The following is a 16,606-nucleotide window of genomic DNA, read 5'->3' on the forward strand; positions in this document are numbered from 1 at the left end:
GCAAATTAACGAATAATAGGCAGTGCTGGTGGGTAGCAATACTGTTTGTTCGTCAAGGCTATTTAGATTGAGTTTGCTCAAGTTCTTCAATTAGTTTTTCCCATTCTTTCGTTGTTTGCTCTAACTTGAGTTCCGTTCGTTTATACTCTTTTTCAAATTGAGTAATCCTATCAGGATAATCAGCATATTCCTCGGAGTTCATTTTAAACTCTAATTCTTCTAATCTGAGTTCCATTTCTTCGATTAGGATTTCAATTTTTTCTATATCTTGACGAATATCTTCGAGGTTTCTTGCCATTTTCGTCTTTTGGGTTACTGATTTAGAAAGTTTACTGACAGTTACATTTTGTTTATTTTTCTTAGTTTGATACCATGTATCAAATTCGGAATAGCTTCCGGGGTACTCTTGAATTTGACCTTCTTCGATAAACCAAATTTTTTCAGTAGTTTGTCGTAGAAAATGCCTATCATGCGAAATTACAACATAACTTCCAGAATATTGCTGTAATGCTTGAATTAAAATTTGAATTGACTGTAAATCAAGGTGATTGGTTGGCTCATCTAACAATAAGCAGTTTGCGTCAGAGAGTAGTGTTTTGGCTAAGGCGAGTCGAGATTTTTCCCCGCCGGAGAGAACTTTGACTTTTTTATCTACATCATCTCCGGTGAATAAAAAGCAACCCAATATAGTTCTGATGTAGGTTTCCCCTTTTTCGTGAACATATTGTGAAAGCTCTTCTAACAGAGTATTTTCGGGCACTAAATTCTCCAATTGATGTTGGGCAAAAAGGGACATTACCACATGATAACCAAGTTTTCTTTCTCCTTGAAACGGTTCTCGGCCATCCAGCATCCGCAGAATTGTAGATTTTCCAATTCCGTTAGCACCAATTAAACCGATCTTATCTCCCCGCCAAATAGTTGCGGAAGTGTTGTTTAAAACCTTAACTTCTCCATAGCTTTTGGAAACTTGGTCAAGTGATAAAATCTCCCTCCCCGGTTGTGTTTTTACCTGAAATTGTAGTTTTATACTTGCGTTATCATCTATAACCGGCTCAATTATATCTATTTTTTCAAGATTTTTTATGCGGCTCTGTACCTGAGTAGCTTTACTCGCTTTTGCCCGAAATCTTTGTATAAAGCGTTCTTGGTCAGCAAAATATTTTTGCTGATTTTCATATTCAGCCTGCCTGATTTGATTTCGTAGTTCACGCTCTTTTAGATAAAAAGCGTAATTCCCTGAAAAAGAATGAATTCCCAATTGAGCTATTTCCAAAGTTCTGGTAATTACTCTATCTAAAAATTCTCTATCATGAGAAACGATAATATAAGTACCGGGGTAATACTCTAAATAACCTTCGAGCCATTGGATAGAAGGCAAGTCTAAGTGGTTTGTAGGCTCATCTAAAAGCAGTAAATCCGGCTGGCGCAGAAGCATTTTTGCAAGCATTACACGCATTCTCCAGCCTCCTGAAAACGATGATAGTGGACGCTCTAAATCGGCATTTTTGAAACCTAACCCAGCCAAAACCATCCCTACTCGAGAATCTAACTCGTAGCCGCCTAACGCCTCGAACTCACTTTGTAAATGACCTAATTTACTAACAAGAGCATCCGAATAGTTTGTCTCTAATTGCTGCAAGACTTTCTCAATATCTGCCTGAATAGTCAGCTCTCGGTCAAAAGCCTGCATAGCAACTTGATAAATAGAATCTTGGCTCTGGATAGATAGTAAATCTTGGTTTAAATAACCTATACTTAAACTACCCAGCCGAGTAACGCTGCCGCTACTTGGCTGAAATTCTCCGGTAATAAGACGAAGCAGTGTGGTTTTTCCTGTCCCATTTTTACCGATTAAACCAATTTTTTCACGTAGATTAATAGACAAAGAAACGTCTTTATACAAAAATCTACCTCCAAATTCAAAAGAAGTATTTGTGAATGTTATCACAACAACAAAGATATAAAAAAAAGAGACGGCTTAAATTTAAAAGCCGTCTCTTTAAGTGATTTTAAAAATGATTATTTAGATTTATTAGAGGCAGCCTTAGGAGTGTAGTTCATAGACTTTATACGGAACTCTGTGCGACGATTAGCCTGCTCGTCAGCATCAGATAATTCAGGGTAAATTAGTGGCTCAGATTCTCCAAATCCAAAGGACGTTAATCTATCTTTTGCGATTCCAGCTGCAATTAAGAATTTAACCACAGAATCAGCACGGCGTTGAGATAACTTTATGTTGTATTGCTCTGACCCATTTGTGTCTGTATGAGAACCAAGTTGTATAGAAATAGTGGGGTTATCATTCAATATTTTCACTAACTTATTGAGTTCTTCTATGGATTCAGGACGTAAATCAGCTTTGTCAAAGTCGTAGTAGATGTTTTGTAGAACTATTGGCTGGTCAATAACAATACGCTCCAAATAAATGTCAATATCTGCTTCTAAGTCGGTCGATTTTTTTACGCCGATTGTAGAAACGAACACTTCATTAGCAAGATATTCAGGGGCGTTACCGACTAATTTATAGTCAAAATCTTTTTCTAATGGGAAGCGGTATCCTGCGGTTTGGTCTGTCCGGAAAGTATCAACGGGTATCAAAACGCCATCTTTTTTCTTGTAGAGAGTTACTGTTGCGAAAGGAATTGGTTGCTTGGTCTTTTTATCACGAACAGTTCCGTGTACAGATAGTTCAATAACTGGGCGCACAATTCTGCGTGCAAGATAGATGTCATCGCTACCTTCACCGCCCGGGCGGTTTGAGCTAAATAATGCAACAGTATCTGGAGTTAGCCAATAACAGGCAAAATCGTCATAACTACCGTTGATTTCTTTGCCAAGATTTTCTGGTTGAGACCATGAAGATCCTGCGCCTTGCGTTTTAAATAAGTCGTAGCCGCCGAAGCCTAAGTGCCCGTTAGATGCAAAATATAACGTTTTGCTGTCTTTTGCGATAAATGGGAAAATCTCATGAAATTCGGTATTAACACTGGGACCGCAGTTTACGGGAGTTGTCCAACCTTGACCTTGTTTTTTACTGTACCAAAGGTCTGTTTCTCCTTGCCCACCATCTCTATCTGAACTGAAATACATCGTGTTACCATCTTCAGAAACACAAGGTTGTGCATCATAAGTATCCACTTTTTTGGTTTTACCTCTTGAATTTACAACTACTTCGCGTTTTCCTTGGAGGCCTTCTACTTTTCTAAACTTACCCCATGTTTTAGCATCTGGGTTAAATTGAGATTCATAAATGGAGCAGCCATGATATTTTTTGGATTTTCCGCGTCCGCAGATGGTGTAATACATCGTTAAGCCATCTGAAGTTACACATAATGAACCATCATTAACTTTGGTATTTACCTTTTTGCCTAAATTTTCAGGAGTACCATAGGTCGTGTCATTATCCATTTGAACAATCCAAATGTCTGAGCGGTGCTCTTCTCCGTTTTCTGCAAAAGCTAATTTGCCTCTGGCTCCTTTTCTATGGGAGGTAAAGATGATAAAAGAATCACCTTTTATCTCATACAACCATGGGTTAAAGTCTCCATTTTTGGAGTTAAAACCTAATTTTGTAACTGTCCAAACATTATCTTCGGGTTTGTATTTTTCTGCAAATTCACAGCCTTTAATTTCTGTTTCGGCATGGGTACGAATATAATCTTTGGTTGTATGGTACTTTAAGAAAGAGGTAAAGGCGTTTTTAGCTTCGCCATAACGCTCTAACATTTTTAAAGCAACCCCTAAATCAAACCAAGTAGTATCGTTATATTTTGGGTCAATATCCAATGCTGATTGATACCAATTTATAGCTTCTTCCATGTTTCCTAAGAAGAAATTACAACGTCCCACCCTGCGAACCGCCTTATAATTTGACGGATCATATTTCAGCACTTCGCGATACTTTTGCTCTGCTAACTTGGCTTCGCGTGCTTGAAAAAGATAATCCGCCTCTTTTAGCAGTTTCGTTACCTTTTTCTGGTCAACTTTTTTAGTATCCTGAGAATAAGCAAGATACGACATCGTGGTCATAAAAATGACACATCCGATCACTATAAATCTTAACATTGAATTCATTGGCAAGTTTATTGGTTGCTCAATATTTTGTTTGCTTTCCAAAATCACCGCAAACTTAGACAATTTTCTTTGGTTATTCCAAAGTAAAAACATTGTTTTTTTTAAAATCTATTTTTTTGTTATCCACACCATAGTAGTTCGTAGTGCCAATCCTTAAATAAGCGTAGTACTGGGGAGTTATGTTTGTGATAACGATTAGCTATCGTTTAAATTATTATTAAAAAACCTAAAAAAATATCTGAATTATTAAAAAAGGTTGTAATTTTGCAGTCCCGTCTAAAAACCAGACAACCCGGGTTATTTTATTTTTAGTGTAACAATGAATCAGCTTATTATTAAAGAGATTAACAAAGATGCTCTCAGAACAGATTTACCTTCTTTTAAATCCGGAGATACAGTTAATGTTTATGTAAAAATTAAGGAAGGCAATAAAGAGCGTGTGCAGCAATATCGTGGTATTGTAATTCAGCGCCGAGGAATTGGCCTTACAGAGACAGTAACGGTTCGTAAAATATCTTATGGTATTGGAGTTGAGCGGATATTTCCAGTTCATTCACCAATAATTGATTCGATAGAAGTTTTAAAACGGGGTTTGGTTCGGCGCGCACGTATATTTTATTTACGTAAATTGAGCGGCAAATCAGCCCGAATCGAAGAAAAACTTTCTTGATTTTAACAGGAATTTCCTGAACTGCAGATGAATTTCATCTGCCATTTTTTTACACAATGAGCACTACAGACACTTTATTTTCCGACTTAGGCTTAATGCCTGAGTTGTTGTCTTTGTTACAAGAGATTGGTTATGAACGGCCTACGCCGATTCAGGAAGCCGTTATCCCCGTTTTGACTGAAAAAAACACGGATTTAATAGCTTTAGCTGAGACGGGTTCAGGGAAAACAGCAGCCTATGGCTTACCGTTGCTACAGAAAATTGACCCACAATTACGCCGTTCTCAAGCACTAATTCTTTGCCCAACCCGTGAACTATGTATGCAAATTACTCGCGACTTAGTTCAATTTGCAAAGTTTTTACCCAAAATTTCAGTTGAATCTTTATATGGGGGCGTAAGTTTTGATAGACAAGTAGATAACCTAAATCGCGGGGTACACGTAATAGTAGCAACTCCGGGTCGTCTTCTTGACCACCTGACTCGCAAAACAACCCGTTTAAGCGATTTGACTACTTTAGTTTTAGACGAAGCAGACGAAATGCTGAATATGGGTTTTGAAGAAGACTTAAAAGCTATCCTCGACTTCATACCGGAAAAAGTAACTACGTGGCTTTTTTCTGCAACCCTTTCTCCGGAAATCCGGCAGATTGGTATGCGTTATATGGAAAATCCGGTTGAAATCTCGGCAGGCGGCCAAAATACAACAGCCGGAAATATTACACACCGCTATTATCTCTGCAAGCTAAACGCCAGAATAGATACATTAAAGCGTGTAATTGACTACTATCCAGATATGTACGGTATGATTTTCACCCGAACCAAAGCTGAAGCTCAGGAAATAGCTGAGAAACTGATTCGGGACGGTTATTCCGCAGATGCCTTACATGGTGATATGACCCAAGCAGCCCGAACAAAGGTCTTAAATCGCTTTAGAGAACAAAGCCTGAAGCTACTAATCGCTACTGACGTAGCTGCACGAGGGCTGGATATTCCCAATATTACCCACATTATCCACTACGGCCTCCCAGACGACATCGAATCTTACATACACCGTTCCGGGCGTACTGCAAGAGCCGGTAAATCAGGATATTCCATAGTTATTCTAACCCAACTACAACAAAGCCGGATTTTTACTCTACAGAGAACATTGAAAATTTCCGTAGAACGGTGCAAAATCCCATCACCTTCAGAAGTCATTGAACGCCGGTTATTACGGTTCTTTCAGGAATTTCATTCCACAGAATATCAAGAAGAACTTATTGAAAACTACCTCCCTACGATTTTACAAGAAGTTTCAGGTATTGAAAGAGATGAATTACTTCGCCGTTTTGTGTGGTTAGAGTTTCGCCGTTTTATGGATTATTACCAAAGTGCTCCAGACTTGAACGTTTATGAGGCACCCGGTGGTCGTGAACGAGATTCAGAAAAAGCAGGCCGTACTATACGATTCCATATTAATATTGGAAGTAGAGATGGCTTTGAAAAGTTTGACTTCATAGATTTTGTCAGCGAAGTAACCCGCATCCCCGGAAAAAGAATCCAAAGAGTGCAGGTGTGCGATACTTTTTCTTTCTTTGAAGCCTATCGCGATGAATCAGAAAAAATAATCGAATTATTAGAAGGAAAAGATATTGCTGGCCGCAAAGTTCACATAGAAATTGCTGACCCTGACAAAAGATCGGACAATAATAGAGGTAGAAAATCTTTTGGTCGCTCAAACTCTTCAAGATACTCGGATTCTTCTTACTCTTCAAGAGATTCTTATCGTAGTAAGACTAAGTATTCTGACTATGACCCCCCGCTTCATTCCTCAGATAAATATTCCAAAGACCGCCCTAAGCCTAAGAAAAAATATAAATCCCAATTTTAAGGACGTTCTTAATTCATGGCAGTAGCTTTAGGATACTTTTTCGCTGTTGGAATAGGGCTACTGTTAGGACTTATTGGCGGGGGAGGCTCGATTTTGACTGTCCCTATTTTGGTGTATTTATTTAATATTCAGCCAACTAAGGCTACTTCTTATTCTTTGTTTATCATTGGAGTTACGGCTCTGGCTGGATACTTCCAGCAAGTTGTACGTAAAAATGTAGATTACGCTTCTGCAATTCTATTCGGATTACCTTCTATTGTGGGGGTATATTGCTCACGAATATGGTTACTTCCATTAATTCCAAACCAACTAATAACCAATAGCTGGTTTACGTTAAGTAAAGATTCTTTTTTATTGTTGCTATTTGCAATCCTAATGTTAATAGCAGCAGTATCAATGCTTTACAAGAAATCTCAACCGACTGTTTCTATCCATAAAAGACCTGTTTTGCTGTTTGTAGAAGGGTTATTTATTGGTGCTTTTACTGGATTAGTGGGTGCTGGAGGAGGTTTTTTACTGATTCCAGCCTTAGTACACTGGATTGGTTTAGATATGAAAAAAGCGGTTGGAACATCGCTGCTAATTATCACCTTTAAATCTTTAATTGGTTTTATGGGAGATATTCAGCACGGAATAGACCTGAATTGGAATTTGCTATTTCTATTTTCAGGCTGTTCACTTATCGGAATATTTATTGGAAATCATTTTAATAAAATATTTCCTACCGAAGTATTGAAGCGTATGTTCGGCTGGCTTGTATTAATTGCCGGAATTTCCATAATATTTGAAGAAATAGCTCGGCTTTAATCTTTTTACTACTTAAATAGTCCGTTTTATTCGGTATTCAGAACAACCGTACCTAAAAATTAAGCCGGTGGAACAAAAGTTTTTTTAATAGCGTTAAGTTCTAATTTTGGAGCTCAAAATAGTATCTATTTACAAATAGCTATTTTTTTAAGTTTTATATGAATCCTTACTGTATTTCGCTGAATAAATTAACACGCCTTCCAACCCGAAGGGTTTCTATTGGAGATATTATTTTGGGTGGAGACCAGCCTATTCGTATTCAAAGCATGACTACTACGGATACGATGAACACGAGTGCCACAGTAGCAGAAGCGATTCGGATGATAGAAGCCGGATGTGAGTTAGTGCGTATCACTGCTCCAAGCCTAAAAGAAGCCGAAAATTTACGGGAAATAAAACATCAATTGCAATTAGCCGGCTTTAAAACGCCCATTATTGCAGATATTCACTTTACCCCCAATGCTGCAGAATTAGCCGCCCGCATCGTTGAAAAAGTACGGATTAACCCCGGAAACTATGCCGATAAAAAGAAATTTGAAACCAAAGAATATTCTGATTCAGAATATTATGCAGAAATAGACAGAATTAGAAAAAAAATACTGCCATTGATTAGAATCTGTAAAGAATATGGAACAGCAATGCGGATTGGCACAAACCATGGCTCATTATCAGATAGAATCTTGAATAGGTATGGAGACACTCCGGCTGGGATGGTTGAATCAGCAATGGAGTTTGTCAGAATCTGCGAAGATGAATCTTTTCATAACATAGTTCTTTCTATGAAAGCCTCTAACACTCAAGTAATGGTGGAGGCTTACCGTTTATTGGCTCAGACGATGTTAAATCGTAACCTCTTGTATCCAATACATTTAGGAGTTACAGAAGCTGGTGAAGGAGAGGATGGACGGCTAAAATCAGCTATTGGAATTGGGGCACTACTTGCAGATGGAATCGGCGATACTGTTCGCGTTTCCCTAACAGAGCCACCCGAATATGAAATTCCGGTAGCTAAGTATATCATTCAGCATTACCAAATACCCGCCCCAACGTCAGTTGAAATCAACAAAGTAGAGCATAATCCTTTTTCTTTTAGGAGGTTAAAAAATAACAACATCCAAAATATCGGGAATATTCATCCTCCCAGAGTGTTTATAGATGCGGCTCACAAATCCATAGATACAATAGCTTTAGGCCAAGTCGGTTACTATTATTTGCCTAAAAACGATAAATGGATGCAAACAGACCTTGCTTGTGATTATATTTATGTGGGTAAAAATATTCCTGATATTGAGATTCCGGCATCCGTTAGGCTGATTTGTGATAGTTCTTTGTGGCAGCAATCTGAAAAGGGTAGCATTTATCCGTGGTTTAGGTTTTTGGAAAGTTATACAATTACCGGAAAAAGGCATCCGGAATGTAATTTTGTATCAGTGCGTCCGGAGAATGTAGCGTTTTTAGAGCCTTCTGAATCATTTAATACAGTAGTTTGGGTAATACAAACACAAGATTCACAGATAACTACTTGGGTTCGGAATTTGATTACGGCTTTACGTCAAAGAGGGTTTCAGCAGCCGGTAGTTTTACAAAGTCAAATTTCTACACAAGCTTACACTTCTCAGACCGAAGAAGCGCAGCTACAGCTAACGGCAGCTTGTATTACCGGCGGATTATTGGTAGATGGTCTAATAGACGGACTTTGGCTTACCGGAAATACACCCAATTGGTCTTTGTTTTTTGCCAATAGATTAACTTTTGGCCTGCTTCAGGCTTCAAGGAATCGAATGAGTAAAACGGAATATATATCCTGCCCTTCTTGTGGCCGAACGTTATTTAACTTACCGGAAACTACTGCTCGCATTCGGCGGGTTACGGAGCATTTAAAGGGTTTAAAAATCGGAATTATGGGCTGCATTGTGAACGGGCCGGGGGAAATGGCCGATGCAGACTTCGGCTATGTAGGTACAGGACCGGGGCTAATATCGCTATACAAAGGCCATGAAATTATAGAAAAAAACATACCCGAAGACCAAGCCGTTGAAAAATTAATCGCCCTCATCAAACGATATGGCGCATGGATAGACCCTCCCGAATAAAATTAACTACCTTATATACTGTAAGTTGTGTTTCTTTATTTGGGAGAAAATTCGCTGAGTAATTCCTTTGCATTAGCTATGGCTGCGTTGGAAGGCGGATTTCCGCTCAACATAACAGCAATTTCTCGAACCCGCTCTTCTTCTTTTAGCTTACAAATATGTGAACGAGTGCTGGTTTCATCGCTCGTTTTGTATAAAAAATAATGATTAAGCCCTCGTGATGCTACCTGCGGTAGATGAGTGATACAAATAACCTGAGAATATCGCGCTAATTTTTCCATAACTAACCCTACCTGAAGCGCAACAGACCCGCTAATACCGGTATCTATCTCATCAAAAACTAAGCATGGAAACTGCATCTTTTGGGCTAAAGCAGTTTTGATGGCTAATAAAATTCGAGATATTTCACCGCCGGAAGCTACAGATTCTAAGCTCGCCGGCAAAACACCAACGTTTGTACTAACCATAAAAGAACAAGTATTTATGCCATTTGACTGAAAAAATGTAGTATTGTTCCCTATTGATAATGAATATTTTGAATGATTGATACGTTCTACCACAATACTAAATTGAGCATTAGGCAACCCAAGTTCCGGTAGTATTTGATTGATTGTGTAACCCAGATGTTCTGCTGTCTGGCTGCGTTTTTTCTCTAAAAGATAGCATTTTTCAAGAAATTTTTCGCCTATTTGGGCTAACTCTTTCTCTGTTTGCTCAATTTTTTCGGAAATAGATTCTATTTGAGAGAGTTCTTGCCGGCTGTTTGATAGAATCTGTATTAGCTCTGCTGTTTTTTTGGTAGCGTACTTTAGTTTTAGTCGCTGATAGGTTTCTATTCTTTGGTTAATGTATAGAAGCCGCTGTGGGTCGGTTTCTATTTCATCGCATTTTGATTGTAATTGATACGTAACATCCTCTAACTGAACGAGTAAATTTTCTAATATCTCTGCTGAATCTTTAAAAGAGGAATCAATCGTAGTAAGTTTTTGGATGGCTTTTATGTGTTTGGAAAGCAAGGTCTGGATGGATGTTTCGCTTTCATAAAAGTCAAAAACTGCTGATTTTAAACTTGTTGTTAAGAGTTCGGAATTTTCTAAACGTTGCAAAGCGGTATCTAATTCAACTTCTTCGGATGCCGAGAGTTTTGCGGCATTAAGCTCCTCTACCAGATGAGAGAGGTAATCTTTTTTTCGTATTCCTTCTTGCTCTGTTAGTTTTAGCTGGGTAAGTTCTTGTTGTTTTTGGTTAAAAGTATAGAAATAACTTTTCAATTCTTTTATATCTGTCTGGTTTTCAGAGAATTGGTCAAGTAAGAGAAGTTGTTCGCTTGGGGAAAGTATTTTTAAGTTTTCGTGTTGGCGATGAAAATCAATTAGAAAGGCAGAGAAGTTTTTGAGGGCTTGCAGGGTGATAGGGGAGTCTTCTAAGAAAGCTCGACTTTTTCCGTTGGGTAATATTTCTCGGCGAATGATGACTTCTGGACTGTTTTCTATGCTTATTTCTATTTCGGGGGCGTTTTCGGCAAGCCAATCTTTAATAAACTCATTTTGGGGGAGGTTGAAAGTTGCTTCAATCCAGCATTTTTGGGTTGGATCCCTTAATATCGAGGCTGATTCTACTCGACTTCCTAATGCTAATCCCAATGCTTCCATCAAGATAGACTTTCCTGAACCTGTTTCTCCCGTCAAAATATTCAGGCCGGCTTCAAACCGTATATCAACAGATTCTAACAACGCAAAGTTGCTTATAACCAAACGACTAAGCATAAAATCTTTTAATTAGCCGGTAAGCCTAAGTCTTGGCAGGTGAAAAGCACGTAATCATTGTCTAATAGAGTTCCCACAATGCTCAACATAATTTGCTTTCCATATTTATCATAAACGACTCCCCAACCTTTCCAAATTCCCAATGAGCGTACATTGCTAACAGCTTGTCCAAATCCGCCACCTTCACTTTTTATGAACGAACATGGCTTACCAATAAGTTCCGTCTTATGAAAATTAAGTATCTCAAGCAAACTATCATTTAGAAAAGAAATTTGGTTTCGCATATTGACTTCCAATACTAAGTTTGAACGAACCATTCCGGCAAAGATTTTATCCGACTTTTCATGGGATTTTCGTAAATCATTCATAATCAGGATTAAGGAATCTATACTTCCTTTAAATGATTCTTCATTTATAGAAGCATCTTCTAAGGCTTGATTTAGTAAGTGGTTGATTTCCATTAGGTTTGTTACATCAGTCATTTGGCCAATAAACTGAATCAATTCACTTTCTTCGTTTAGTATGGGATATATGGACACTCTTGCCCAGAAATATCCATCTACAATGGGGACTTCTAAGTCTCCTGACCATGCTTCACCAGAGTTTAATGTTGAGACTATGGCGTTAAAATCAGTTGGTTTGAATAGAGAAATAAAGGACTTTCCGATGCAATGAGAAACATCTGCGGGCAAAATAGCGGATAGAAAAGGGGAAATATAGGTGATTTCCCCGGAAGTTGAAAAGTCAAAACGCAGTTCTCCGGGATATTGAGGAGTTGCAGGATACAAAGCATAGTTATCGGTAGTCTTTTCAGCAGAAATACTAAACTGATTTAATACCAATCCGATTTCCATAAATTTAACGATATTCCCATATTCTTGCGGGTCAGTTACGGGATACCGTAAACCATAAAAACGTTTTACTTGTCCAGTTTTATCTAATCGAACGTATTCTGTTTGGATGGTTTGGTCTAATTGCAGTGTTTCCCAAATAAAAGCTAAATTACTGATAGGAATTTCTTCAGGAAGCAATAAGTCCCAGATTGTTTTTTGGGTAAGCTCATCAAAAGAATAACCGCTTGCGGCTAAAAACGGTTGATTTGCAAAGAGGATTTTTCCATTTAGGTCATATTCTAAAATTGCAAATGAGTTTTCGAGCAATGAAATTTTTTGGTTAGCCTCTTCTGCATTTTTGGAATTGAGGGAGACCCGTAGTTTTAATTCTTCTATTTGAGCTTGATATTCTTTTTCTTCTTGTTTAACAAGGTTTAGGGCTTCTTTAATTCTTTGAGATTGAAGTTTTTGTCTGGTAATATCAAAAGAAATAACGATAAATTTAGTAATTTCGTTATCTTGATTCTTTACCGGTGTGATTGTTTGGCGTACCCAAAATTCAGTTCCGTCTTTGCTTCTATATTTAACTTCTCCCTGCCAAACTTCCCCGGAATGAATAACCTGGTTCATTTCATCATAAAATTCTGGGGGATGTTCGTTTGTTCTTAATATATCGTGTGTTTTCCCAATCAGTTCTTCTGAAGAGTAGCCCCAAATTTGGCAGGCTTCTTTATTTACATAGATAATTAATCCATCGAGAGAAAGTTCGGATACGATGGCTGCTCTGTTAATGGCTTCAATCTGTCCGGCGAGTTCTACTTGTGCTTTAAGCATCTCTTGTTGAACTTTCTCTAAATTAACTGAATAACTTCTGAGTTTTTCTTCTTGAGATTGAGATTCTTTTAAGATTTGTTTAATCCGGATACTTTGTTGTTTTTGCCGGGTAATATCGAAAGAGACAGATATGTACTTGGTGGGCTGCTGTTTTTCGTTTAAAACCGGTGTTATGGTTAGTAGAATCCAAAATTCTACGCCTGCTTTATTTTTTCCGCATACTTCGTCTTGCCAAACAGAGCCTTGTTTGATGGTATCAAACATTTCTTGATAAAACTCTTCCGGATGGTATTCAGATTTAATGATTTGGTAATTTTTGCCGATAAGTTCTTGGCGGGAATATCCCCAAAGAGAAACGGTGGCTTCATTTACGAAGGTGATGTTTCCGTCTAAGTCCATTTCATAAACCAAGCCGGAATTATTTAACGCGCCGATTTGGCCGGCTAATTCAATTTGGGATTTTAGTAGCTGCTGTTGTTGTTGCTGCATATAATCTGCGTTTTCACGGAGAATATCTTCCTGCATTTGAGCAACTTCAAGAGCTTCTGTGATTTGTAACTCTTGCTCTTTTTGGGCACTAATGTCAAAACTTACACTGATGTACTTAACCGGTTTCCCTTCAAAGTTTAGTACCGGCGTTATAGTTGTATTTACATAATAGAGAGAGCCATCTTTGGCCTTGTTGATGATAATATCTTTCCACACACGACCTTTGCTAATTGTTTTCCACATATCGGCGAAGAAGTCTTCTGGATGTTTGCCGGATTTTAAGATTCGGCTATTTTCACCGATTAGTTCTTCGCGTGCGTGCTGGGATACTCGGCAAAATTCTTCATTAACCATTATGATAGTGCCTTTTAAGTCTGTTTCGGAAACTATGGCAGCGTTATTTAAGGCACCAATTTGCCCCCGAAGTTCTACTTGGGTTTTGCGCATTTCATTTTGGGTTTCCGCCATTTCTGTGGCATTTCTGCGAAGTTCGGTCTCTTGGGCGCGGGAAATCTCTAAAGCAGATTTTATTTGCTCTTCATGTAATCTTTGCTGGGTAATGTCAAATGATACGGCGATAAATTTAATCGGTCTTTGGTCGTTTCCTAAAACCGGAGCAATCGTGATATTAACCCAAACAAAGCCTCCGTCTTTGGTTTTGTTTTTCAGCTCTCCTTTCCAAACTCTACCTTTGGTTACGGTTTGCCATAGGTCTGAAAAAATATCATCATTTTGATGTCCTGATTTTAGTATTCGGTGGTTTTGGCCAATTAATTCATCTTTAAAATATTTGTAAGTAGCTAAGAAATAGTCATTTACGAATGTTATTCTGCCGGTTGTATCTGTTTCGGATACGATAGCAGCTTGGTTAATTACGGTGATTTGCCCGGTAAGTTCGATTTGGGTACGCCTCATTTCTTCGGCTGACGTTTCCAATTCTTCGGCATTTTGCCTTAGCTCTTCTTCCTGAGCCATAGAAACTTCTAAGGCTTCACTTAATTTTTCTTCTTGGTTCTTTTGGGTTGTTATGTCTATCTGGACGCTGATAAACTTGGATATATTTCCTTCTATATCTAAAACCGGTGTGATACAGGCTTCTACCCAGTAATAAGTGCCGTTTTTGGTTCTGTTTTTTAAGATACCGCGCCAGATATTTCCGGAGGATATTTTTGACCACATATCTTCATAAAATTCGGCAGACTGGTAGGTAGAGCGTAAGATACTGTGTTTACTACCAATTAGTTCTCGGCGTGAATAGCGGGAAATCTGTATAAAACTGTCATTAACAAAGGTAATTACGCCGTTTTTATCTGTTTCGGAAACTATGGCAGCGTTGTTTAGTGCTCGGATTTGGCCGTCTAACTCTTGATGAGCCACTAATAGTTCCTGCTGTGCAACCTGCATTTTTTGGTTGCTTTCCATAATTTCAGTTTGTTTTTCTTGTAATTCGTTGCTTAGTTTTTGAGATTCCGTAAGCAGTCTAAGTGTTTTTTTGCTTGCGCGCAACATAGAAAAGGTAGCGGCAATATTTTCCGATATTTTTTTGATAAATTCTATTTCATGTTTTTGAAAATAACTGAATGAGGCAAACTCAATAACGCCCTGAAGAACATTATTATAGTTTAATGGAGTTATTAACAACGATTTAGGCGTAGCCTCTCCCAGTCCGGATGTCATTGTAACGTAGTCTCCGGGCACATCTGTGATATAAATAATTTCTCGCTCTGCGGCGGCTTGACCTACAAAGCCTTCTCCGAATCTAAATGAACGGTTGGAGAGGCTTCGTTTGTTGTAGGCATAGCTTGCCACCATTTCTACAGATAGTTCTTGTGGGTTTTCGTCGTTTACGAGAAAAAAAGCACCTTGATTTGCGTCAATATATTTTGTTAAATTAGAAATTAGCCGTTCTGGCAGCACTTCTAAGCTGTCGCTCATCTGGAGCATTTCTGAGAATTTTGCGTATCCGGCGATAGCCCAATTTCTAAGCCGCTCTTCTTCCGCTACGGTCTGTAATTTATCCCGCATAGAAGTTAGGGCTACCCCTAATTGGTCATTTACACCCAAAGGCTCAAATTCTTGTTCAAAATTACCCTCCCCAATCTCGGTAGCAAAATCTGCAACTCTACGTAAGCTAACAGTAAGGTTATTAATACTTTCTGATAAATTTCCAAATTCATCAGCGGGAATTGGAAGCTGCTTTTTATCTAAATCTCCATGCTCTAACGCATCTACCACACTGATAATTTGTGATAAAGACTTCGTGATTCGAGAAACAATATAAAAACTCAAGACTATAATTACTGCAAGGCCAAGTAAACCAATGGAAATAAAGACCATAAGAAGGTTTTTGTATTCAAGGTCATCTTTTCCGCTATGTTTTTTAGCATCTTCTATAAAATATTCGGTAAGTAGGTTCAAAGAATCATAAGATTCTTTAATAGAGGATGTTAAATCTTTCAGTATTAATTCTAAGCTTTTGTCAAAAATACGTACTTGCTGTTGGAGTTTATATTTGTCATTACTTTCGGTATGTTTTTCTTCTAAACGATTTTTTAATGTATCAAGCCAATTTTGGGTAGATATTTGGGCACTTTTTACATTTTCCTCTACTCTAAGGGCAATATCTAACTCGGTAGATGTGGTTAAACTGTCTTTTAATGATTTCCAGATAGAGTTTAGTTTTTCGGAATTTCGGTCTATTGCTTGGCTGGATATTTCTATGTTCTGTAATGTGGGGGAGGCTTTTATGGATTGAATTTGTAAAACGTTATCGGCTAAAAGTGCTTTGATTTGTGCAATATTGTTAGTTGGTATTAGATGCTGGGTAATGATGGTTTTTGAGTCATTGCGGAAATCACCAAGCCCTAAAAGCCCCGCAGCTATAATAGAAATTATTGAAAGACACGTAATTAAGATAAATAATATTAACCGAGTTCGGATTGAAATTTCATTAGAATAAAACCCATTTTTCCCGGTATTCTTTGGGTTGGCAGGCGAAATCTTGGGATTTGCCTTACGGTGGGTGGTATTTTCCTTATTATTAGTAAGCGGAGTCATCTTTTTAGCTAAAATAACATAAACGATGTTACTGTTTAACCTGCAAAAGTACAATCTCTAAACCTTAAATTCTTATCGCTGTGGATAATTTTAAAAAAAAGATAGTAAA

8 protein-coding genes are annotated in these 16,606 nt (G+C 38.1%); 4 read left to right on the forward strand and 4 right to left on the reverse strand.

Annotated features, from left to right (window positions below; genetic code table 11):
• Window positions 1-58 precede the first annotated feature (58 nt).
• Both LC115_12140 and LC115_12145 read right to left on the reverse strand, forming a co-directional pair.
• A complete protein-coding gene (locus LC115_12140; protein ID MCZ2357414.1) occupies window positions 59-1,951 on the reverse strand; it encodes an ATP-binding cassette domain-containing protein in 1,893 nt (630 codons plus the stop codon).
• Between the two features lie 71 nt (window positions 1,952-2,022).
• Window positions 2,023-4,032, reverse strand: coding sequence for an OmpA family protein (locus LC115_12145; protein ID MCZ2357415.1), 2,010 nt, complete (start codon window positions 4,030-4,032; stop codon window positions 2,023-2,025).
• 364 nt (window positions 4,033-4,396) lie between these two features.
• Here LC115_12145 and rplS point away from each other — a divergent pair, with 364 nt between their 5' ends.
• The 4 genes from rplS (at window position 4,397) to ispG (ending at window position 9,518) form a co-directional block, all read left to right on the forward strand.
• Entirely contained in the window at window positions 4,397-4,747 is a 351-nt protein-coding gene (gene rplS / locus LC115_12150; GenBank protein ID MCZ2357416.1) for a 50S ribosomal protein L19, read from the forward strand.
• 56 nt (window positions 4,748-4,803) lie between these two features.
• On the forward strand, window positions 4,804-6,618 hold the full coding sequence (locus LC115_12155; GenBank protein ID MCZ2357417.1) for a DEAD/DEAH box helicase: 1,815 nt from the start codon (window positions 4,804-4,806) through the stop codon (window positions 6,616-6,618).
• A gap of 15 nt (window positions 6,619-6,633) precedes the next feature.
• Window positions 6,634-7,425, forward strand: coding sequence for a sulfite exporter TauE/SafE family protein (locus tag LC115_12160; protein MCZ2357418.1), 792 nt, complete (start codon window positions 6,634-6,636; stop codon window positions 7,423-7,425).
• A gap of 158 nt (window positions 7,426-7,583) precedes the next feature.
• Window positions 7,584-9,518 carry a (E)-4-hydroxy-3-methylbut-2-enyl-diphosphate synthase gene (gene ispG, locus LC115_12165; GenBank protein MCZ2357419.1) on the forward strand — a complete coding sequence of 645 codons (1,935 nt, stop codon included), beginning with the start codon at window positions 7,584-7,586 and terminating at the stop codon, window positions 9,516-9,518.
• Window positions 9,519-9,553: 35 nt separating this feature from the next.
• Here the strand turns inward: ispG and recN are convergent, their stop codons facing one another.
• Window positions 9,554-11,284 (reverse strand): DNA repair protein RecN, encoded by a 1,731-nt coding sequence (recN, locus tag LC115_12170; protein ID MCZ2357420.1) that lies wholly within the window; start codon window positions 11,282-11,284, stop codon window positions 9,554-9,556.
• 8 nt (window positions 11,285-11,292) lie between these two features.
• Window positions 11,293-16,497 (reverse strand): PAS domain-containing protein, encoded by a 5,205-nt coding sequence (locus LC115_12175; GenBank protein MCZ2357421.1) that lies wholly within the window; start codon window positions 16,495-16,497, stop codon window positions 11,293-11,295.
• Between the last annotated feature and the right edge of the window lie 109 nt (window positions 16,498-16,606).

It is taken from the genome of Bacteroidia bacterium (assembly GCA_026932145.1).
In the GTDB taxonomy this organism is placed as follows: Bacteria; Bacteroidota; Bacteroidia; order J057; family JAIXKT01; genus JAIXKT01.

What these genes read in the sequence shown, in the direction of transcription:
- LC115_12175 (MCZ2357421.1), bottom strand. Translation starts at nt 16,497, where the DNA reads ATGACTCCGCTTACTAATAATAAGGAAAATACCACCCACCGTAAGGCA.
- rplS (MCZ2357416.1), top strand. Translation starts at nt 4,397, where the DNA reads ATGAATCAGCTTATTATTAAAGAGATTAACAAAGATGCTCTCAGAACA.
- LC115_12145 (MCZ2357415.1), bottom strand. Translation starts at nt 4,032, where the DNA reads ATGACCACGATGTCGTATCTTGCTTATTCTCAGGATACTAAAAAAGTT.
- LC115_12160 (MCZ2357418.1), top strand. Translation starts at nt 6,634, where the DNA reads ATGGCAGTAGCTTTAGGATACTTTTTCGCTGTTGGAATAGGGCTACTG.
- recN (MCZ2357420.1), bottom strand. Translation starts at nt 11,284, where the DNA reads ATGCTTAGTCGTTTGGTTATAAGCAACTTTGCGTTGTTAGAATCTGTT.
- ispG (MCZ2357419.1), top strand. Translation starts at nt 7,584, where the DNA reads ATGAATCCTTACTGTATTTCGCTGAATAAATTAACACGCCTTCCAACC.
- LC115_12155 (MCZ2357417.1), top strand. Translation starts at nt 4,804, where the DNA reads ATGAGCACTACAGACACTTTATTTTCCGACTTAGGCTTAATGCCTGAG.